At 39.2% G+C, this 19,797-nt stretch carries 17 protein-coding genes and 5 pseudogenes; 9 read left to right on the top strand and 13 right to left on the bottom strand.

The genetic code is table 11. The annotated features are described in order from the left end of the window. Nucleotides 1-9: 9 nt before the first annotated feature. Both NYZ99_RS00395 and NYZ99_RS00390 read right to left on the bottom strand, forming a co-directional pair. Nucleotides 10-759 carry a 3-keto-disaccharide hydrolase gene (locus NYZ99_RS00395; protein WP_260572993.1) on the bottom strand — a complete coding sequence of 250 codons (750 nt, stop codon included), beginning with the start codon at nt 757-759 and terminating at the stop codon, nt 10-12. A 19-nt stretch (nt 760-778) separates the two neighbouring features. Continuing rightward, entirely contained in the window at nt 779-1,831 is a 1,053-nt protein-coding gene (locus NYZ99_RS00390) for a sugar phosphate isomerase/epimerase family protein (protein ID WP_260572992.1), read from the bottom strand. Between the two features lie 159 nt (nt 1,832-1,990). On the opposite strand from NYZ99_RS00390, the pseudogene NYZ99_RS00385 reads away from it, so the two are divergent. Next, nucleotides 1,991-3,695 (top strand): annotated as a pseudogene (locus NYZ99_RS00385) (GMC oxidoreductase). A 135-nt stretch (nt 3,696-3,830) separates the two neighbouring features. Next, nucleotides 3,831-4,265 carry an ASCH domain-containing protein gene (locus tag NYZ99_RS00380; RefSeq protein ID WP_260572991.1) on the top strand — a complete coding sequence of 145 codons (435 nt, stop codon included), beginning with the start codon at nt 3,831-3,833 and terminating at the stop codon, nt 4,263-4,265. Nucleotides 4,266-4,313: 48 nt separating this feature from the next. On the opposite strand, the pseudogene NYZ99_RS00375 reads toward NYZ99_RS00380, so the two are convergent. The 6 genes and pseudogenes from NYZ99_RS00375 to NYZ99_RS20850 all read right to left on the bottom strand — a co-directional run bounded on the left by NYZ99_RS00375 (nt 4,314) and on the right by NYZ99_RS20850 (nt 8,200). Next, nucleotides 4,314-5,454: pseudogene (locus tag NYZ99_RS00375) on the bottom strand (Gfo/Idh/MocA family protein). 48 nt (nt 5,455-5,502) lie between these two features. After that, complete coding sequence (locus tag NYZ99_RS00370; RefSeq protein WP_260572990.1) at nt 5,503-6,735, bottom strand: nucleoside permease; 1,233 nt, start codon at nt 6,733-6,735, stop codon at nt 5,503-5,505. Between the two features lie 6 nt (nt 6,736-6,741). Continuing rightward, entirely contained in the window at nt 6,742-7,062 is a 321-nt protein-coding gene (locus NYZ99_RS00365) for a DinB family protein (protein WP_260572989.1), read from the bottom strand. 143 nt (nt 7,063-7,205) lie between these two features. Further along, the gene (locus NYZ99_RS20860) at nt 7,206-7,454 is read right to left on the bottom strand and encodes a hypothetical protein (RefSeq protein ID WP_338039201.1); all 249 of its coding nucleotides are present in this window, start codon (nt 7,452-7,454) and stop codon (nt 7,206-7,208) included. A 16-nt stretch (nt 7,455-7,470) separates the two neighbouring features. Further along, the gene (locus tag NYZ99_RS20855) at nt 7,471-7,695 is read right to left on the bottom strand and encodes a sugar phosphate isomerase/epimerase family protein (protein WP_338039200.1); all 225 of its coding nucleotides are present in this window, start codon (nt 7,693-7,695) and stop codon (nt 7,471-7,473) included. Further along, complete coding sequence (locus tag NYZ99_RS20850) at nt 7,664-8,200, bottom strand: sugar phosphate isomerase/epimerase family protein (RefSeq protein WP_338039199.1); 537 nt, start codon at nt 8,198-8,200, stop codon at nt 7,664-7,666. Before NYZ99_RS20850 ends, NYZ99_RS20855 begins: the two co-directional genes overlap by 32 nt. A 173-nt stretch (nt 8,201-8,373) precedes the next feature. Here NYZ99_RS20850 and NYZ99_RS00355 point away from each other — a divergent pair, with 173 nt between their 5' ends. The 3 genes and pseudogenes from NYZ99_RS00355 to NYZ99_RS00340 all read left to right on the top strand — a co-directional run bounded on the left by NYZ99_RS00355 (nt 8,374) and on the right by NYZ99_RS00340 (nt 11,657). Continuing rightward, a complete protein-coding gene (locus NYZ99_RS00355) occupies nt 8,374-10,092 on the top strand; it encodes a GMC oxidoreductase (RefSeq protein WP_260572988.1) in 1,719 nt (572 codons plus the stop codon). Continuing rightward, nucleotides 10,092-10,738, top strand: a pseudogene (locus NYZ99_RS22620) (gluconate 2-dehydrogenase subunit 3 family protein). The gene NYZ99_RS00355 and the pseudogene NYZ99_RS22620 overlap by 1 nt, the downstream one beginning before the upstream one ends. A 1-nt stretch (nt 10,739) precedes the next feature. Further along, entirely contained in the window at nt 10,740-11,657 is a 918-nt protein-coding gene (locus tag NYZ99_RS00340) for a hydroxypyruvate isomerase family protein (RefSeq protein WP_260572985.1), read from the top strand. A 220-nt stretch (nt 11,658-11,877) separates the two neighbouring features. Here NYZ99_RS00340 and NYZ99_RS00335 read toward each other — a convergent pair whose 3' ends face one another. Both NYZ99_RS00335 and NYZ99_RS00330 read right to left on the bottom strand, forming a co-directional pair. Then, nucleotides 11,878-12,147 (bottom strand): hypothetical protein, encoded by a 270-nt coding sequence (locus NYZ99_RS00335; RefSeq protein ID WP_260572984.1) that lies wholly within the window; start codon nt 12,145-12,147, stop codon nt 11,878-11,880. Between the two features lie 340 nt (nt 12,148-12,487). After that, nucleotides 12,488-12,991 carry a hypothetical protein gene (locus NYZ99_RS00330; protein WP_260572983.1) on the bottom strand — a complete coding sequence of 168 codons (504 nt, stop codon included), beginning with the start codon at nt 12,989-12,991 and terminating at the stop codon, nt 12,488-12,490. Between the two features lie 461 nt (nt 12,992-13,452). Here NYZ99_RS00330 and NYZ99_RS00325 point away from each other — a divergent pair. Together NYZ99_RS00325 and NYZ99_RS00320 are read left to right on the top strand one after the other, a co-directional pair. Next, nucleotides 13,453-14,189 (top strand): annotated as a pseudogene (locus tag NYZ99_RS00325) (LytR/AlgR family response regulator transcription factor). A gap of 90 nt (nt 14,190-14,279) precedes the next feature. Next, a complete protein-coding gene (locus NYZ99_RS00320; protein ID WP_260572982.1) occupies nt 14,280-16,184 on the top strand; it encodes a tetratricopeptide repeat-containing sensor histidine kinase in 1,905 nt (634 codons plus the stop codon). Here NYZ99_RS00320 and NYZ99_RS00315 read toward each other — a convergent pair. Further along, on the bottom strand, nt 16,177-16,746 hold the full coding sequence (locus NYZ99_RS00315; protein ID WP_260572981.1) for a DUF3109 family protein: 570 nt from the start codon (nt 16,744-16,746) through the stop codon (nt 16,177-16,179). The genes NYZ99_RS00320 and NYZ99_RS00315 overlap by 8 nt on opposite strands. 112 nt (nt 16,747-16,858) lie before the next feature. Here NYZ99_RS00315 and NYZ99_RS00310 point away from each other — a divergent pair, with 112 nt between their 5' ends. Then, the gene (locus NYZ99_RS00310; RefSeq protein ID WP_260572980.1) at nt 16,859-17,443 is read left to right on the top strand and encodes a MarC family protein; all 585 of its coding nucleotides are present in this window, start codon (nt 16,859-16,861) and stop codon (nt 17,441-17,443) included. 35 nt (nt 17,444-17,478) lie between these two features. Next, nucleotides 17,479-17,682: a hypothetical protein gene (locus tag NYZ99_RS00305; protein ID WP_260572979.1), complete on the top strand. Its 204-nt coding sequence runs from the start codon at nt 17,479-17,481 to the stop codon at nt 17,680-17,682. Here the strand turns inward: NYZ99_RS00305 and NYZ99_RS00300 are convergent. Together NYZ99_RS00300 and NYZ99_RS00295 are read right to left on the bottom strand one after the other, a co-directional pair. Beyond that, nucleotides 17,679-19,304: pseudogene (locus NYZ99_RS00300) on the bottom strand (S41 family peptidase). The gene NYZ99_RS00305 and the pseudogene NYZ99_RS00300 overlap by 4 nt on opposite strands. Nucleotides 19,305-19,309: 5 nt before the next feature. Further along, the gene (locus tag NYZ99_RS00295; protein WP_260572978.1) at nt 19,310-19,741 is read right to left on the bottom strand and encodes a deoxycytidylate deaminase; all 432 of its coding nucleotides are present in this window, start codon (nt 19,739-19,741) and stop codon (nt 19,310-19,312) included. Between the last annotated feature and the right edge of the window lie 56 nt (nt 19,742-19,797).

The following is a 19,797-nucleotide window of genomic DNA, read 5'->3' as shown; positions in this document are numbered from 1 at the left end:
TCCGGTTGATTAAAGCTCCTTTATTTTGATGTTTTTGAAAGCAACCTGGTTTCCATGATCTTGTAGGGCAATTTTACCGGTAGGGTGTTTGCCAAAATGCTCCCAATCCGCAAATTTCGATTTTGAAACCATGTCCTGCCATTCCTGACCTTGCACTGGAAAACTAACAACCTCTACTCCATTGAGAACAACGTTTCCCTCGTTCGTCTTATGGTTGATGGTAATTACCATGTTATTCCATTCCCCAATAGGTTTGGTAACATCATCTGAAGGCGACACCATATCATACAACGCCCCCGATTGGTGGCTAGTCCCATTTTTACCATCCGGATGGCCCTCATTGTCCAAGACCTGAACTTCAGGGCCTGTTAGATAAGGTTGTCCCAAATCTTCCATTTCCATTACACCCCACATGACACCACTATTACCACCCTCGGATATCTTCCAATCCATAGATAAAACAAAATCGGTATAGTCAGTATCAGAAACTAGGTTAAATTGACTTCCGTTCTCGCGTGTCTCCGGCGGATACAACACCATGGCGCCATCCTCAATTTTCCAATTTTCGGAAACACCTTCCTTCAAATATTCATGCCAACCGTTGAAGGATTCCCCATCAAAAATCATAGTCCATTCATTGTCTGATGTCATTTCCACCGCTTCTTCCATTTCCTCAACGGCCTCCGTGGTTTCCTTTTTTGCCTCCTTACAGCCCATAATCAAAAGGGCGAGAAAAGCTGTACTTAGTATATTTTTCATGTGTTTATAGTTTTAATGATTAAAGTCCCAATATATTTTTTAGCATTTGCTCATCAATTTCTGCACCTGCAAAATCATCAAATGTTTTTTCGGTAGCCTCAATAATGTGGTCTTTGATGAAGATAGCACCTTCCCTCGCTCCCTGCTCAGGACTTTTAATACAGCATTCCCATTCCATCACGGCCCAAACATCACACCCATATTGGGTCAATTTGGAAAAAATAGTTTTAAAATCTATCTGCCCATCGCCCAAGGAACGATATCTTCCCGCACGGTTGCCCCAATCGTTATACCCACCAAAGGCACCTTTCTTTCCGGTAGGATTAAACTCCGAGTCCTTTACATGAAAGGATTTTATAAACTCGTGATAGAAATCTATGTATTCTATATAATCTAGCTGTTGTAATACAAAATGACTTGGGTCGTAAAGGATATTCACTCTTTTGTGATTATTGGTCGCCTCCAAAAATCGTTCAAAAGTATCCCCATCGTGCAAATCTTCGCCAGGGTGGATTTCGTAACATACATCAACCCCTTCCTTATCGAAATGATTTAATATGGGCATCCATCTCTTCGCCAACTCTTCGAAGCCCATTTCTACCAAACCAGCAGGTCGTTGCGGCCATGGGTGCATGGTATGCCATAAAAGGGAACCTGAAAACGTTGCGTGGGATGTAAGGCCCAACCTTCTACTGGCAGTGGCCGCTTTTTTTACCGTTTCTATGGCCCATTCCGTTCTAGCCTTGGGATTATTATGTACATTTTTAGGAGCAAAGGAATCGAACATCAAATCATAAGCAGGATGCACAGCAACCAATTGGCCTTGCAAATGGGTAGAAAGTTCGGTAATCTCCAGTCCGTAGGAATTTATTTTACCTTTTAGGTCGTCACAGTAGGTCCGGCTTTCTGCCGCTTTGTCCAAATCTATGAGAAAGCTCTCCCATGTTGGTATTTGAATTCCTTTATACCCTAAATCCGCCGCCCATTTGCATATCCCGTCCAAGGTGTTGAACGGTGCCTCGCTATCTACAAACTGTGCTAAAAATACTCCTGGCCCTTTAATTGTTTTCATGTTTAATCTTTGATTCTGTTGTTTAATTCGTTGTTAATCTTGCCAATATAAATATGTGAATTAATCTTATATTTAAGAATTAATTACACAATTTGCTATTTATCAATAGTCAATCTATAAATATAGGAAATACCAATAGAAAAAGATAAAAATACAAGGATGAATCAAGACGAAACGTACGATGCCATTGTCGTAGGTACAGGAATAAGTGGTGGTTGGGCGGCCAAAGAACTTACGGAAAATGGACTAAAGACCTTGATCCTGGAACGGGGGCGCATGGTAGAACATATAAAGGATTATCCCACCATGAACGATGACCCTTGGGACTTTCCATACAAAGGAGAGCTTTCCTCAGACGACAAAAAAAAGTACCATGTTCAAAGCAGGGTCAATTGGGCCCCGAAAGATGACAACAAGCATTTTTTCGTAAACGACTTGGAACACCCTTATGTGGAAACCAAACGGTTCGATTGGATTCGTGGATATCAAGTAGGTGGCAGATCCCTCACCTGGGGAAGGCAAAGTTATAGGTGGAGCGATATTGATTTTGAGGCGAACAAAAAAGAGAATATAGGGGTGGATTGGCCAGTAAGGTATAAGGATATTGCTCCCTGGTATGACAAGGTGGAGGAATACATTGGGGTGAGCGGACAAAACTTAGGATTGAAACAACTACCCGATGGTAAATATCAGCCAGCCATGAAATTGAATTGTGTAGAAGAGGCTTTTCAAAAGGCAACTTCCGAAAAATTTGATGACGGGCGACTGGTCACCATCGGAAGAGCGGCGCATATCACTGACCCGGATGCCAAATTTGAAGGTCGAAACACTTGTCAAAACCGAAATCGTTGCTCACGGGGCTGCCCTTTCGGTGGATACTTCAGTAGCAACTCTTCCACATTGCCTGCTGCCGAAAGGACTGAAAATATGACCTTACGGCCCAATTCTATTGTTTATGAGGTTATTTATGACGATGCAACGAAATTGGCAACGGGTGTTAAGGTGATTGATGCTGAAACCCATGAAAAACTGGAATTCAATGCCAAGGTTATCTTTTTATGCGCCTCAGCCATGGCATCCGTAGGTATTTTGCTTCAGTCCAAATCCGAGCGTTTTCCAAACGGGCTTGGAAACGACTCGGATGCCCTGGGTAGGGGTATCATGCACCATCATTATAAATTAGGGGCCACCGCAAAAGTGGACGGCTATCTCGGATAAATATTATAAAGGTAGAAGGGCCAACGGATTCTACATTCCAAGGTTTGTAAACTTGGATGAAAAAACCAAAACCGAAAATTACCTAAGAGGCTTTGGTTTTCAAGGTACGGCAAGTAGAGGTGATTGGATCGAAGAAATAGGCGAATTGAGTTATGGAAAAGAGCTGAAAAATGCCCTCGTAAAACCAGGGAATTGGACAATTGGAGCCACAGGATTTGGCGAATTTCTGCCTTACGATGACAATAGGGTTACTTTGAGTCCCACTGAAAAGGATAAATGGGGATTGCCCCAATTGGCCTTTGATGTAGAATTCAAGGAAAACGAATATAATATGCGGGAGGATATTAAAAAACAGATCGTAGCCATGTTCGAGGCGGCTGGCTTTAAGGATGTGAGTGCCTATGACGAAGAAACAGGACCAGGTTTGGGAATACATGAAATGGGAGGTGCAAGAATGGGGCATAGTCCAAAGGAATCTATCGTAAACAAGAACAACCAGGTGCACTTGGTACCCAACGTCTATGTGACCGATGGAGCCTTTATGTCTTCCTCCAGCTGTGTTAATCCCTCATTGACTTATATGGCCTTTACGGCAAGGGCGGCAAATCACGCAGCCAAGGAATTTAAGTCGGGCTCATTTTCATAGGAAGAACCATATATCGGGAAACCTGGAAAATGTACCGATTTAATTACTGATTTTATTTTAATACCTGTTCTTTAGTAACTGTATTCTAACTAACCATTAGCCAAAAGATTATGGAAAATACCTCTGCCGAGAAATATGTGGGGAGATTATTTGGACAAGCATCTAGAGGATGCCTTTCACGAAGCACCGGAAGTCATACATTTTTGCGATAACGAGGTCGATGCCAACATCTGTGCAGATTTGGTTAAGAAAGGGGTTAAAAAAGCCACGACAGATTCTCTTTTAGGACTTCAATACAGAAATGAACCCTTACCGAAAATCGGTGATTTTAAGGTAGTTACCAATTGGGAGGGCGAGGCTCAATGTATTATAAAATTAATTTCTGTAAAGTTAAAACCCTTTTTTAGTATTGATACCGCTTATGCACAAAAGGAAGGTGAAGGTGACAAAAGTCTAGAATATTGGAAAAAAACACATTGGGATTACTATACAAGGGAACTTGAGCCGTTTGGGCGAGTACCTAGGGAAAGTATGATTGTGGTATGCCAAGAATTCGAAAAAATATTTTAAGCAAAAAGGATCGGCAAATGCCGGTCCTTTTTTAAATGGGTTTATTAATTAATCCTCTAAATTCACCCAAGTATTTCCATTTTTGTTGGATTCCACGGTAGAAACAATAAAGTCCATACCTCTCACGCCATCTATAATCGTTGGGAATTCTCCATCATTATATTTTTCACCTCTGATAGCTCTTGCCGCACCTAAATAGATATTCGCCATAGAGTCAAAAATACCTTCGGGGTGTCCTGCCGGTAATTTTGTGCCATCCAAAGATAATTCGGTATTATAGGCATGTCCAGGCTTATAAATCTGAACTGGTTCTGTGTCGCTCATTTTGTAGAGGAAGTTGGGTTTTTCCTGTTCCCAAACAAAAGCACCTTTCTCTCCATAAATACGTATTGCCAGCCCGTTTTCCTCACCAGTAGCTACCTGACTACCCCGAATTACTCCTTTAACATGGTCACCCATTCTAATAAGAACAGTACCATCTACATCCATTTGGTTATCATCGTATAAGTAGTTGAAGTCGCACAATACGGATTTCACTTTAAGACCTGTAGTGTATTCCACCATATTGAAGGCATGTACCCCAATATCTCCCATACAAGAACTGATTCCAGCTTTTTTAGGATCCAATCTCCAAACTGAATTTCGTTTTTCCTTATCATGGATGATTTCATTGATCCATCCTTGATAGTATCTCGGCATCGACCTTATGGATTTTACCTAAAGCGCCTGCTTTGATCATCTCCCTCATTTGGCGCACCATAGGATACCCGGTATAGGTATGGGTCAACGCAAATACTGCTCCCGATTTTTGTTGGGCCTCCAACAGTATTTTCGCCTCTTCCAAAGTGGTGGTCATAGGCTTTTCACAGATTACGTGAAACCCATTGTCCAACAATTTTTTGGCCATTGGAAAGTGGAGAAAGTTAGGGGTAAGAATAGAACATACTTGAATACGCTCATCTTCCGGTAATTTCATTTCCTCTTCTACCAAGGTATCAAAGTCCTTATAGATTCTGTCCAAAGGAACATCTATTTCCTTAGCAAAAGCCATGTTGGCATCATAGTCCGGGTTGAATACCGCCCCCGTAATCTGATAGTTATCATTGATATGGGATGCTACCCTATGTAATACTCCAATAAGAGAATCTCCTCCTCCTCCTAATATTCCTAATCTAATTTTCTTTGGCATGTTGTAATCGTATTTTAAGTTAAAAGGGTTTCAATTTATGTAAAAAATCTAAGACTGATAATCGATTTTTTCTCTTTTAAACAAAAGAGCAAATAAAATCGACACAACTAGGGCAAAGCTCGCTGGATATAACCAAATAGTGTCCCAAATATGCATACCATCACTTAAAAGGTAGGTGTTGGATATCTCACCTGCAATCCAAAATCCTATTAACATCCCAACACCGTAGGTGGCTAATGTAATCAATCCTTGAGCTGAGCTTTTGTACTTGGGACCTGCTTTGCTATCTGTATAAATTTGACCTGAAACAAAGAAGAAATCATAACAGATTCCATGTAACGCTATGCCTATTAACAGCATGAACTCCAATTCTCCCACATCCCCATAAGCGAATAAAAGATAGCGTACTACCCAGGCCAACATGGCCACTAATATGGTTTTTTTAAATCCAAACCGTGTAAAGAAATATGGCAACAACAACAGAAAAAGAATCTCCGATAGTTGCCCTAAAGTCATTTTTCCAGTGGGGCTCTCCATCCCAACCTCCACTAAAAACGGATTCGCATTTTGATAGTAAAAAGCAAGCGGGATACAAATTAAAATGGAGGATATGAAAAAAATCAGGAAATTCCTGTCCTTAAAAAGTCCTAATGCATCTAGACCCGTAATATCTCGCGCAGTTAGCTTTGTACCACTATCCTTTGCCTTAGGAGGCGTTTTCGGCAATGTAAAACTAAACGCCCCTAGAATCACCGAAGCTATGGAGGTCATTAAAAAAGTATTCTTTAGAAGTCCTTGAGCAATTCCAGTATTGGTATCCCACCTAAAAAAATAACTAATAAGAACTCCGGCAATAATCCACCCAAGGGTACCAAAAACCCTAATTAACGAAAACTCCTTGGCTGGATTTGCCATTTGGTTAAATGAGACTGAATTTACCAACGCCAGGGTAGGCATATACAAAATCATATAGCCCAATACATAGGGATAAAAAACATCGAAAGATGTAGTTTTATACATTAAGAACAGAAGGCCAGCTCCTATTAAATGAAGCACTCCTAATATTCGTTCGGCATTAAAATATCTATCGGCAATCAATCCTATAACAAAAGGAGCTATAATAGCCCCCCAAGATTGCGTGGAAAAGGCCAAAGCAATTTCCCCATCCGACGCATTAATATTGTTACCTAGAAAAGTACCAAGGGTAACGAACCACCCACCCCAAATAAAAAATTCAAGGAACATCATTAGACAAAGTTGCATTCTAACACCTAGGCTCATGACAACTTATCTTTTATAAAAAACATAATCCAAAACAAGGGGTTCTAAATTATTGTTCCTAAAATCTACCGCAATTTGGCCCCTATGATTCGTTGAATGGTTAATAATATGAAAAAGAATGTCCTTTATATTATTCGTGAACAATCTCCCCTCAGAATTTTCATAATCGATGCGTTTATCAAAACCGTCCGCATTGGTTATAATTTCAAAAGAGTCCCTTTGATTCTCATAATGAATATCTGACCAATCTTTTATATCATGAATTTGCCGTGACATTAAACTTTGAAGAATTCCCCGTAATACGGGCATTCCAAATATGATGGGCATTTAGAATATGACTAAACAATTCTAGGGTCTTATTTGGAACATCGTGTATCTCTATACATTCACTGATTATCTTTTTATTACAATAAAAATTATAATCGAACAGTTCGTTAAAAAATGCTTTCATACTGAAAAAGACCCCATAATTATACTACTTCCTTTGCCGCTTTCAACAACAAGTCCCTAGTAGCAATGATTCCTTCTTCCTCACTTAGGTCCTGACCTTCGTATTCCACCCCTACAAAGCCAGTGTAACCATTGTCCTTGACCATTTGTAGCATTTTCACATAGTCAATATTTTCTTCATTACCCTCGGCATCGAATACATTGGATTTTGCACTTACCGCCTTAGCATATGGCATTAATTCCTTAACGCCTTTATACTTGTCATACATGACCTCACATTCCCAACTATCCGGTTTTCTCGGTCATACAGAAATTACCAAAGTCCGGCAACGTCCCTACGTTGTCCATATTCACTTTTTCCATGACTTGGGCATGTAACTCACCATTCGATGAGAGCCCACCATGATTTTCCACTAAAATATTTATGTTTTTGTCCTTGGCATAGGTGGCCAATTTGGTTAATCCATCTACGGAATTCTCAATCCATTCCTCCTGGTTCGTTGCTGCCATTTAAGTTTACGCGAATTGCGTGGCAACCCATAGCTGCAGCAGCATCCACCCATTTCTTATGCTTTTCTACCGTTTCGTTACGTTCCGCTTCGTCGTTTACGGCTAGATTTCCTTGACCGTCAATCATAATCAGCACATTTTTCATCCCATGCTTTTGTGCCTCGGCGTTGCTTTTTTCAACAAAGGCAGCCATTGCCTCTTCGGAGTAATCAGCGTCGGACAATTCAGGATTGTATAATTGACTTACGTATTCCAAGCCCTTGAATCCCCAGTTTTTTGCCTTTTCCGCAAAAGTGTATGGATCAACCCCATTTTCCCTAATCATTCTATGAATGGACCATTGTGCCAAGGAAAGCTCAAAAAAAGGTTTGGCCTCATTTGAAGATTCCTCCACTTCCGATGCTGTTTTTTCATCCTTCTTAGCTTCCTTGCAGGCATAGGCTCCCAAAAAGGTTACACCAACACCAGCGGCTGTCGTCTTGGTAATAAAATTTCTTCTTCTCATAAATCAAATGGATGTTTTTGGTTATATAATTGATTTTAATCCGGTTCTCGGCTTTGAGTCATAGAATTTTTAAACTTTCTACAACGATAGAGTATTAGATTCTCAATAAGTTTAAGGATTAAATGTATAGAATTAATTTTATATTTAATAAATTTAGAGAATAAACAATTTCTATGAGTAAATTTTATTATAACGAGGAACAAGAATCGTACGATGCGATTGTTGTTGGAACTGGTATTAGCGGTGGTTGGGCTGCTAAAGAGCTTTGTGAAAATGGTTTAAAGACATTGATCCTTGAAAGAGGAAGAATGGTAAAACACATTGAGGATTACGAAACTGCTAACAAAGACCCCTGGGATTTTCCTAATGGAGGTGTTGCCACCAAAGAAATTATCGAGCAACAACCAAAACAGCACAGAACTGGCTATACTACCAGTCAGGCTAGCCATATGTGGTTTGTTAACGACCTAGAACATCCTTACAATGAAACTAAAAGGTTCGATTGGATGCGCGGATATCATGTAGGAGGACGTTCCCTTCAATGGGGCAGACAGAGTTATCGCTGGAGCGATATTGACTTCACCGCGAACCAAAGGGATGGCATTGCTGTCGATTGGCCTGTACGCTACAAGGATATCGCCCCATGGTATTCGAAGGTGGAGAATTACATCGGAGTCAGTGGCGAGGCACTTAACCTTCCCCAATTACCGGATAGTGATTTCCTTCCTATGATGGAATTGAACTGTGTGGAACAGCATGTAAGGGAAAAGGTAGCGGAAAATTTTGATGGTCGTGTAATTACAGCTGGTAGAACTGCCCACATTACCGGAGACAAAAAATTTGATGGCAGAACCAAATGTCAATTCAGAAATAGATGTATCAGAGGATGTCCTTTTGGAGGCTACTTTAGTAGTTTATCCTCAACATTACCGGCTGCAGAGGCAACTGGGAATATGACCCTAAGACCGGACTCCATTGTTCATGAGGTCATGTACGACCCGGATACAAAAAGAGCCACTGGAGTCAAAGTAATCGATAGGGTTACCAAAGAGGCCCATGAATTTAAGGCGAAAGTAATTTTCCTTTGTGCTTCGGCCATAGCCTCTACTTCTATTTTGATGCAATCCAAATCCGATAGATTTCCAAATGGAATGGGTAATGACTCCGACCAATTAGGTCGCAATATCATGAACCACCATTTAGGAGTTGGTGCATCCGGTAAATTCGATGGCTTTGAGGATAAGTATTATAAAGGAAGAAAGCCTAGCGGTGTCTACATCCCAAGGTTCAGAAACCTAGGTGGTGATTCTGATAGAAAAGATTACAAACGTGGGTTTGGGTATCAAGGTGGTGCCAGCCGTGGCAACTGGGAAGATATGATAGCAGAAATGTCCCATGGCAAGAGCTTGAAAGAAGCGATTACGAAGCCAGGTGGGTGGACCTTTGGAATTGGTGGGTTTGGTGAAATTTTACCCTATGAGGAAAATAGGTTTACCTTGGATTATGATAAAAAGGACCAGTGGGGACTTCCAACGGTAACTTTTGATGCCGAATTCAAGGAAAACGAATACAATATGCGTAAGGATATGCAGGATTCTGCTGTTGAGATGTTGGAGAAAGCAGGGCTTAGGGATGTTGTTGGGTATGACAACACAGCTTCCCACGCTATTGGACTTGGTATTCACGAAATGGGTACCGCCAGGATGGGTAAAGATCGGAAAACTTCCGTACTCAACGCAAACAATGCTTTACATGACGTGCCAAACGTCTATGTAACGGATGGCTCTTTTATGACCTCCGCAAGTTGTGTGAACCCATCGTTGACCTATATGGCATTTACAGCGAGAGCCGCGAATCATGCCGTTGAAGAACTTAAAAAAGGAAATATATAATGGATAGAAGAAAAGCACTCAAAAATATGGGGCTGGCTATGGGATATACTGTGGCCACTCCAACCCTTATAAGTATTATGCAAAGTTGTAAGGGGGAACCAGTAGTGACATGGACACCGGAATTTCTCACTTCTTCTGAAGGAGCGGTACTGACCAAGGTAGTTGATGTAATTCTTCCAAAGACAGATACACCATCTGCGTCCGAGCTACAGGTAGACATTTTCATAGATAAGTTTGCCAAGGACGTTTTGGAAAAAGACCAGCAGGATTTTCTTAGAATGGCAATGGGCAAATTCACGGACAAGGCATTACAAGATTCGGAAAATCAAAAGTAGAGGATCTTACAACGGAGGATTTAGAACCCGTATTGGCTAGTTCACTCAAGTACAGTAAAGAAGATGAAGCCAAAATGTTCGAGTCCATTACCTCCTATACAGAAGCGGTGGCCGAAGGCAAAGAAGCTACTCTAGACGATGAAACATCTCGATTTGCATTCGCCAACAACGTACGTGGGCTTACCATTTGGGGATATAAGACTTCCGAATATATAGGCGAGGAGGTTATGGCCTACCTTCCTGTACCTGGAGAATATATTGCCTGTGCGGATACTCAGGAGTTAACAGGTGGTAAAGCTTGGTCCTTATAATATGAATCGAAGAAGTTTTGTAAAAAATACAGCCCTTTCCAGTGGAGTCATTTCATTGGGAGGGGCTTTTTCCTATGCATCGCAAAAAAAAGGCCTTGAAACAGCGGAAACATTCAATCTTAAATATGCTCCCCATCTAGGTATGTTTAAACATCATGCCGGTGATGACCCCATCGACCAAATAAACTTCATGGCCGATCAAGGATTTATGGCTTTTGAAGATAATGGCCTCATGAACAGGGAGGTATCCATGCAAACCAAAATTGGTGAGACCCTTGCCCAAAGAGGAATGACCATGGGCGTTTTTGTTGTGGATAAGGGTGGTAATATGGCCAATACCTTGGCCGCTGGCAAACAAGAACATGTAGATATCTTCTTGGATGGATGCAAGCGGGCCGTTGAGGTGGCCAAAAGAGTCAATGCCAAATGGATGACCGTAGTTCCCGGTGGCTTCGAAAGAAAACTTCCCATAGGAGTACAGGATGGTAACGTGATAGAAGCATTAAAACGCGGAGCAGAGATTCCGGAGCCCCATGGCTTAGTAATGGTCTTAGAGCCATTATCGGATTCTCCAGACCTGTATTTACAAAACTCAGATCAGACCTATATGATTTGCAAAGGAGTGGACAGCCCCACTTGTAAAATTCTCTTCGATATCTATCACATGCAAAAAACAGAAGGGAACTTAATACATAATATGGATCTTACTTGGGACGAAATCGCTTATATCCAAATTGGGGACAACCCTGGCAGAAATGAACCCACTACTGGTGAAATCAATTATAAAAACGTCTTTAAATTTATCCATGATAAGGGATTTGATGGTGTTCTAGGTATGGAACATGGAAATTCGGAATCCGGTAAAGAAGGAGAAACGGCCGTAATCAACGCATACAAAGAGGTGGACAGTTTTATTTGAACCAGCTGAGAATATACCTGTATTTCCCCCAATTATTTAGTTGTATTGAACATTTAGAAGTTGAGAATATCAATTCAATTAGCCCCATCGTTGAAAAACAATATAGAAATTGGGGTATTATAGGTTTACTAAAGGATCAAACTTCAACTAAAGGCTTTTCCATTATATAGAATCCAATTCCCGAAATCCAAAAAGTTTACATAAACCAATTGTTTTTGGGTTATTTACATGATTCAAATAATATTTCTTCCTTTTCCAATTCTAAGTCAATTTCAATAAGATTCAACAAAGACTGAACTTGTTCTTCACTAAGCTCATCATTATTTAGTATATCTTGCCTTTCACTTTCAGCAAAATCTTCAGCTTTCCTAATATCTGCATCCTTTTGGGCCAGGCATTCTTCATCCAATAAGTCTTCAGGCTCGCAGCCGCCACAAGAATCCAAGGCTAAGAAAACCATGGCAATTTTAAAAAAAAGATATACTCTCATAATTTAGTTGTTTAGGTTATTATTACTTCTTGTCCAAAACTAAAAAAGTACAGAAACAGACAATATCAATTATGTTTCAAAGTATCCCAGTTATGTAACAGGACTACTTTATAAAAAAAGAAGACCAAGGAGTTTTGCTGCTTGGTCTCCTAAATACAGAACTAAATCTAAAAATACGACCCTCAATGCTCCATTATATGAAAATGCCCACCAAGTGCTAATCTAGGTAGTTCCCCCGAAACCTATTCTTAGACTTGTAACGCAATGCTCCGTGCATTACGGTTACCTTTGGCGCTCAAAACATTGACCGGAATAAAGATATTCCTAGGGTCGTATATTGCTAAAAATTTCGAAATGTATCCGAAATCCTAATTGTTCTTCCATAGTCGTTTACCAATGTTATATCCATTTGACCTTGGATATGATTATTGTCTAAACGAGATATCTTTACAAAACCGCTATTTGCAAAAAATGGTTTCTCTCCAAAGTCTTTATGTGTAAAGTACCCAAACACACCTTCAAAACCATTCAAGAAACCGTCTATCTTTTGTACGATAAAGTCACCTTCACTAAAATCGGTATTCCCATTTTTAGCACTTACAACTAGTTCAATCGTACCATGGTTCTCTTCATCACTAAATAGAAGCCTCAACTTTTTAGATTTGACCACATTTTCTGTTTCCGCCAAATCCATTTCAAAATCGATATAGGCGGGAATCAAATTTTCGTTTATAGCCTGATTAAGGATCAAATCCATTTTATTTCCCGAACTGGAAATCAATAGTAAAGGCATAATACCCAAGAAAACAAACTTGCTAATTTTAATGCCAAGACCGTACATCATTATCTAGTTATTTGGGTTTATTACGATTTTTGGCCCATTTTGTCCCATAGCCAAGTTTTCATTTAAAATCTGCTCTGAGTTTTTTTGTTCCAGTATAGATGCCACAATTACTACAATCAACAAAATCCCGAACATTAGCAAACATCTTTTCATAATCATATTCTTTACACTACTAAATTAGTAGCAAGAACGAATTTAAGACAAGTTTAACGCCACTAAGGTCAACTTGTATAATCTGCATTCTTTTTTGTATAATCGGGAAGAGGTTTATCTCTATAATTGCAAAAACGTAAAATTTTGTAGTTATTTTCTTATATTTTGATGGTTTTCACTAGTATAAACAGCTAATTTTATATTTTATACCAGTTATACTCAAATAAGTTCCATTGATACAAATTAGCCCTACGGTTATATTCTAAGTGCTATTTTTGATTAACTTCCCCTAAGTGTAAAGAGTACATATGTTAGAAGCCGTTATCGTTGACGATGAAATAAAAGCACTTCAAAGTCTTTCTTGGGAACTCACAAATTTCAGCGAAGAAATTCATGTGATGGCCTCCTTTACAAATCCTTTTGAAGCTTTGGAATATTTGGGAAAAAATACTCCAGACTGCCTATTTTTAGATATTGAAATGCCGACAATGGATGGTTTTCAATTTATTCAAAAACTTACCAATAAAAACTTTCCCGTAGTAATTACCACAGCCTATAACCAATATGCCATTAAGGCCCTCAAAAACGAGGCAATAGACTATTTATTGAAACCTATTGATTCCGATGATTTGGAAGACACCATCTCAAAAATCAAAAAATTTAATTCAAAGAACTTTACCGCTGAAAAACTGGAGCAGATATTGATTAATTTCAATTCCAGATCTACCAATAAAAGGATTACCCTAAACACGGACGGTAAATTACTTTTTCTCGGAAAGTGATGAAATATTATATGCCGAATCCGATGGAAACTATAGTACCATTTTTTTGGTAGATGGTCAAAAAATAGTCCTCACCAAAAAACTTAAGGAGGTGAACCAGTTGTTGCCTGAAGAATGTTTCTTCAGAATTCACAATTCATATATCATCAACTTAAACAAGATCAAGGAATTCCTGAAAACTGATGGATATGTGGTTTTAAAATCCAATCACAAGATTCCTGTTTCCGAGACAAAAGAAATCGGACTTTTTGGATTTATTATAAGTACATATGGTTTTGAACCAGTCTAAAAATCATTGGAATTTGCCGTACCTAAAACCTTCGCTTTTTTTAAGAAGGTTTTTCACATTTTGCTTGGTTTTACTTTTCTTTTATTCCGCTCGATCACAAAAAATTTCAGATCAATTCAAAAATGAGGTTGCAGCATTGATAGATGAGGCTCCCCGAACCTATGAAAGGATTGACAGTTTTCTTAGAAGTTCACGCAAGGATACCGTCCTAATGAAGTTTGTAATAGAGCAAGCCAAAAAAAACCAATATCCAGATGCAGAAATATATGCACTTAATCATCTAGGTAGGGCCTATAGGGATATTTCAAACTATCCAAAGGCGCTTGATCTTTTTCAAGAAGCACTAAGATTGTCTATTGAAGCCGATAACCTCGAGTTTAGGATATACAGTCTTAACATGATAAGTGTAGTTTACAGAAGGACCGAGGCAGTTAAATCGGCACTGGATTATAGCCAGGAGGCCCTGGAATTGGCAGAAACGATAAAGCCGGAAGATCGTTCCAAAGGTTTGAAAAGAAGTATCAACGTATCCTTAAACTCTATTGGAAACATCTATCAGCTATTGGAACAGTATGACCTAGCTATAGAAAAGTTCAACGAGTCCATGAAATTGGAAGAAGAACTGGACAATAAATTGGGCCTTGCCATTAACCACCAAAATGTAGGTGAATGTTATGAAGCTACGGGCAAGTTGGAACCCGCTTTGGAAAGTTTTCAAAAATCGCTCTCCTACAATGAAGAAATAAATTCAGAGAAAGGGAAAGTAATCTGCAACTACAGTATTGCCCATGTTTATGTCCATCAAAAAAGAATGGACGAGGCCTTGACAATGCTTACATCATCTTTAGAAAGAGCCAAAGCATTGGGAGATCAAGAAATTATTGCTACTATTTTAAACAATCTTGGTTGGGCCAATCTAAATATAGGAGACTTTTCAAAAGCAGAGGCTTATTTACAAGAGGGCCTTAAAACTGCAAAAATGTATAACTACCCATCGGAAATTTCAGAGGCCAATAAATTTCTGTCCGAATTATGGATGAAAAAAGATGACTTTAAAAAGGCGATGGACTTCTACATGGAATTCAAAAAATACGAAGAACAGGTTACCAATAATTTAAACGTTAGGTATGTAAACGATATGATCGTTAGGTATGAGGCCGAAAAGCAAAGTGACCAGCTTAAATCACTGGAGGAGGAAGTAAAGAACCAGGCCATTACCTTACGAAAGAACAAGACCATGTTGCTTGTGACATTTATAGGACTAGCCTTAGCAGCCGGGATTTTGTATATCCTGTATAGACAATATCAGCTAAGCAGCGAAAAGAAACTACTTACATTGGAACAGACCATGTTACGTAGCCAAATGAATCCGCATTTTCTTTTCAATTCCTTGAATTCAATCAAACTTTACATCATAAACAACGAAAAGAAAAATGCAGTCCATTATCTGAACAAGTTTTCCAAACTGGTGCGAAAGATTTTGGAAGCCTCTTCCCAACGTGAAATTTCATTGGCCGAGGAATTGGAGACCGTAGAACTTTACATGAACATAGAGAACATTCGTTTCTCAAACGAAATTAGTTTCAAAATAAATATTGCCGATGATATCGATGTCCATAGCATAAAAATTCCATCCTTAATTCTTCAACCATTCTTGGAAAATGCCCTTTGGCATGGTCTCTCCTCTAAAGAAGGGGAAAAAAATATACATCCGGACGTCACAAAGGGACAGGAAGGCTTTATCAATATCGCCATTACGGATGATGGGGTGGGCCGTGATGCAGCTGAAAAAATTAAGGAAAGAAAGGTTCTTAAAAGAAAATCGGTAGGAATAAATATTACAAAAGAGCGACTGGCAAATTTCTCAAAGGACTATCAAAACTCTTTCCATGTTGAAATTATCGATATCTATGACGATGACAATAAACCATCGGGTACCAAGATACTATTACGTATTCCTACTATTTAAGATGTTCTGTCGCTACCTGTTCCAATTCATCATACCAATCCTTTCCAAATTTTCGAATCAAAGCTTCCCTAACAAATTTGTAAATAGGAACCTTTAGTTCCTCCCCCAAGGCACAGGCAGGGTCACAGATTTGCCATTTGTGATAATTTACGGCAGTAAGCTCTGTATACTCTCTAATCCTTACTGGATAAAGGTGACAGGAAATTGGCTTCTTCCACTTAATTTTTCCTTGGTTATAGGCTTCCTCTATACCACATTTTGCGATATTATTTTGATCAAAGGTCACATAAGCACATTCACTCCCATTAATCAAAGGAGTTTCCCATTCACCATCTTCCCCTTTTACAAAAGCTCCTTCATTTTCAATGACCGAGATACCTTCTGGTCTTAAAAAGGGTTTTACTCTTGCATAAATATCTACCAAAATCTCTGTTTCCCTTTCCTCCAACGGAGCACCGGCATCACCATCCACACAACAAGCACCCTTACAGGCATTAAGGTTACAGACAAAGTCATTTTCAATGATTTCTTCTGACACAATTGTTTTCCCTAACTGAAACATGTGAAAAATTTAGGCCCGAAAGATACACCATTTACTTTGCCTCCCTTATTATTATCCATTTAATAACATCCAAAAATCTTTTATAAACGTAGATTTGCATAAATTTTTAAGAATGACATTTCATTTCAACTTAAGGGAGATTGCAACTGCAAGTATGGTGTTGTTTGCCGTTATCGATATTTTGGGAAGCATCCCTATTATCATTGGCCTGCGAAAAAAAGTGGGGCATATTCAATCTGAAAAGGCCTCGATAGTAGCTGCCTGTATCATGGTAGCCTTTTTATTCCTAGGTGAAGAAATCTTAAACCTCATCGGTATCGATGTGAATTCTTTTGCCGTGGCCGGTGCTTTTATTATATTCTTTCTAGCCATTGAAATGATATTAGGCATTACCATTTATAAGGACGATGAGCCGGAAAGTGCCTCCATTGTACCTATTGCCTTTCCCTTGATTGCAGGTGCAGGCACCTTGACTTCCTTGCTCTCTTTAAGAGCAGAATATTACGTTGAGAATATCATCGTATCCATCATTATTAATATAATCTTCGTATATCTTGTCCTAAAATCCTCCGTAAAACTTGAAAAAATTCTTGGTAAGGGAGGTGTGAACGTTATACGTAAAGTTTTTGGTGTAATCTTAATGGCCATCGCCGTTAAGCTATTCGCTGCCAATATAAACGAGCTTTTCAATCAATAAAAAAGATTTTATTTTTATCACTTAAAGTAATTGAAATGAACAAGACTTTATCAATTATATTGGTGGTTTGTGCCGTTGCCCTTATCGCCTATAATGTAACACTAATAGACTATGAAAATCCTTTTGAAGGGAATAGTATCGTAGCTATCATTGGGGTCATGGCCTCCTTATGTGCCATTGTTTTGATTCTTATTTTTTATACCAGTAAGAAAATACAGAAAAACCTTGAAGAAGATTAGTTTTGTGATTCTATCGTTGCTGCCTCGCCTTGTTTTATGATAGGATTGTCTAATTCCAAGACTTTTAATAGCATAGGGTCTTCTACACTTTTTATTTTGGCATGCATGTTGGCATCGAACAATTGCTCAGCTAAGGAAGCTTTTAGATAAAGCTTGATGCTGTCCTCAAAATCATAAAAATTCATTTTCAGGTTCCTGTCCAAAGAATAATCCACAAATTTTTCAAATAGGATATCATCCACCCTAAAATATCTAAAGAATTCTTCCGCAGTATATTCTGAGTATAGTTCCCTATTTTCGTCAAGATGCTCAAACACAAAGAAGGACAAAAATCCCAAACTATCCATACTTTCTACTGCTTCCTCCTCGTTTGAACCAATAGGAACAAATTCATCCGGGATAATTCCTCCTCCTCCATAAACAACTTTCCCCTTGGGAGTAGTGAATTTTAAGGAGTCTGCAACCTTTATACTATCTACGGAAACCATCTCTCCACTATGGTATCTTTCCGTAAACCTTTCATAGTAATCCTTGTTACCATTGGCATAGCTTTTTTGGATGCTTCTTCCCGTCGGGGTGTAATATCTCGATACTGTCAATCGAACGGCGGACCCATCGCCCAAAGCCATTTCCCTTTGCACCAAGCCTTTTCCAAATGATCTTCTACCAACAATAGTACCTATGTCATTATCTTGGAGGGCTCCTGCAACAATTTCACTGGCGGAAGCTGAACGTTCATTGATAAGCACATATACAGGTTTATCTTCAAAACTTCCCCTGCCTGTGGCATAGGTCTTTTCTATTTTTCCCTTTTTGTTCTTGGTGAATAATATAAGTTTATTGTCTTCGAGGAACTCATCCGCCATTTGCTCCGCAATATTAAGGTACCCCCCCGGATTATCCCGTAAGTCTAAGACCAACTTTTTTGCACCCTCCTTTTGAAGCTGTCTAAGGGCAGATTTAAATTCATTATAGGTAGACTCTGCAAACCTGGTGACCTTTATATATCCTATGTCATCCGAAAGCATGTAGAAGGATTCAACGCTTTTAATGGGCACGACGCCCCTGGTCACCGTTACGGTAAACATTTTATCTTCGGACTTTCTATAAACCTTTAGTTGGACTGGAGATCCTTCTTGGCCTTTCAGTTTTTGCACGATGACATCACTTGGCATATTCTTTCCATATAGTGTGTCATTGTCTGCCATTAGTATACGATCACCAGGCTTTATTCCTTTGGCAAAGCTAGGTCCATCCTTGACTGCGCGAATAACGGATATCGTGTCCTTATACGGATAAAAATTGATGCCTATACCCACAAAATCGCCCTTCATATTCTCCGAAACCCTGGTCATTTCCTTTTACGGGATATAAACGGAGTGGGGATCCAGTTTTTCAAGAATACTATTTACCGTAACATCTACGATGCTATCTGTATTCACATCGTCCACATACTCATAGTCAATATAATCTATAAGTCTATTAAGCTTGTCCTTTTTTGAATTCGTTGTAAATAATTTTTCCGGAGTATCATTGAAGTTGAGTTTACCGCCAACAAAAATCCCTATGGCCAATGCTAAGGCAATTATGGTAGGCAAAAGATATGTATACTTGTTCTTCATTATGGTCAATCCTCTATTTGCGGCATAAATTCCAGCTCCACACCGGCTCTTTTTAAAAAACTGAGCCCTGAGTCATCCTTATAGGCAATTTGATATACCACACGTTTTATGCCAGATTGATGTATCAATTTACTGCATTCCCTGCAAGGTGAAAGTGTTATATATAAGGTTGCTCCCTGACAACTTTGAGTAGAGGAAGCTACCTTTAAAATAGCGTTTGCCTCGGCATGGAGTACATACCATTTAGTATACCCCCCTTCGTCCTCACAAAAATTCTCAAAACCGGTAGGAGTTCCATTATACCCATCGGAAATGATCATGCGATCTTTTACGATGATGGCGCCAACCTGTTTTCTTTTGCAGTATGACAATTTACCCCACTCCTTGGCCATTCTTAAATAGGCCTTATCATATTTTTCCTGTTTCGATTTGTTCATGTAATCGGAAGCAAAAATGCTTGGATTGTCTAAGATACCCGCTTTAAAAACCTTTA

It is taken from the genome of Maribacter litopenaei, assembly GCF_025244665.1.
Taxonomy (GTDB): domain Bacteria; phylum Bacteroidota; class Bacteroidia; order Flavobacteriales; family Flavobacteriaceae; genus Maribacter; species Maribacter litopenaei.
Note: the sequence above shows the minus strand (reverse complement) of the source record. Positions and strands in the feature narration are given on the sequence as shown.

Excerpts from the sequence above, each read along its gene's own strand:
- NYZ99_RS00395 (WP_260572993.1), bottom strand. The coding sequence starts at position 759 with ATGAAAAATATACTAAGTACAGCTTTTCTCGCCCTTTTGATTATGGGC.
- NYZ99_RS00390 (WP_260572992.1), bottom strand. The coding sequence starts at position 1,831 with ATGAAAACAATTAAAGGGCCAGGAGTATTTTTAGCACAGTTTGTAGAT.
- NYZ99_RS00380 (WP_260572991.1), top strand. The coding sequence starts at position 3,831 with ATGTGGGGAGATTATTTGGACAAGCATCTAGAGGATGCCTTTCACGAA.
- NYZ99_RS00370 (WP_260572990.1), bottom strand. The coding sequence starts at position 6,735 with ATGAGCCTAGGTGTTAGAATGCAACTTTGTCTAATGATGTTCCTTGAA.
- NYZ99_RS00365 (WP_260572989.1), bottom strand. The coding sequence starts at position 7,062 with ATGCCCATCATATTTGGAATGCCCGTATTACGGGGAATTCTTCAAAGT.
- NYZ99_RS20860 (WP_338039201.1), bottom strand. The coding sequence starts at position 7,454 with ATGTATGACAAGTATAAAGGCGTTAAGGAATTAATGCCATATGCTAAG.
- NYZ99_RS20855 (WP_338039200.1), bottom strand. The coding sequence starts at position 7,695 with ATGGCAGCAACGAACCAGGAGGAATGGATTGAGAATTCCGTAGATGGA.
- NYZ99_RS20850 (WP_338039199.1), bottom strand. The coding sequence starts at position 8,200 with ATGAGAAGAAGAAATTTTATTACCAAGACGACAGCCGCTGGTGTTGGT.
- NYZ99_RS00355 (WP_260572988.1), top strand. The coding sequence starts at position 8,374 with ATGAGTAAATTTTATTATAACGAGGAACAAGAATCGTACGATGCGATT.
- NYZ99_RS00340 (WP_260572985.1), top strand. The coding sequence starts at position 10,740 with ATGAATCGAAGAAGTTTTGTAAAAAATACAGCCCTTTCCAGTGGAGTC.
- NYZ99_RS00335 (WP_260572984.1), bottom strand. The coding sequence starts at position 12,147 with ATGAGAGTATATCTTTTTTTTAAAATTGCCATGGTTTTCTTAGCCTTG.
- NYZ99_RS00330 (WP_260572983.1), bottom strand. The coding sequence starts at position 12,991 with ATGATGTACGGTCTTGGCATTAAAATTAGCAAGTTTGTTTTCTTGGGT.
- NYZ99_RS00315 (WP_260572981.1), bottom strand. The coding sequence starts at position 16,746 with ATGTTTCAGTTAGGGAAAACAATTGTGTCAGAAGAAATCATTGAAAAT.
- NYZ99_RS00310 (WP_260572980.1), top strand. The coding sequence starts at position 16,859 with ATGACATTTCATTTCAACTTAAGGGAGATTGCAACTGCAAGTATGGTG.
- NYZ99_RS00305 (WP_260572979.1), top strand. The coding sequence starts at position 17,479 with ATGAACAAGACTTTATCAATTATATTGGTGGTTTGTGCCGTTGCCCTT.
- NYZ99_RS00295 (WP_260572978.1), bottom strand. The coding sequence starts at position 19,741 with ATGAACAAATCGAAACAGGAAAAATATGATAAGGCCTATTTAAGAATG.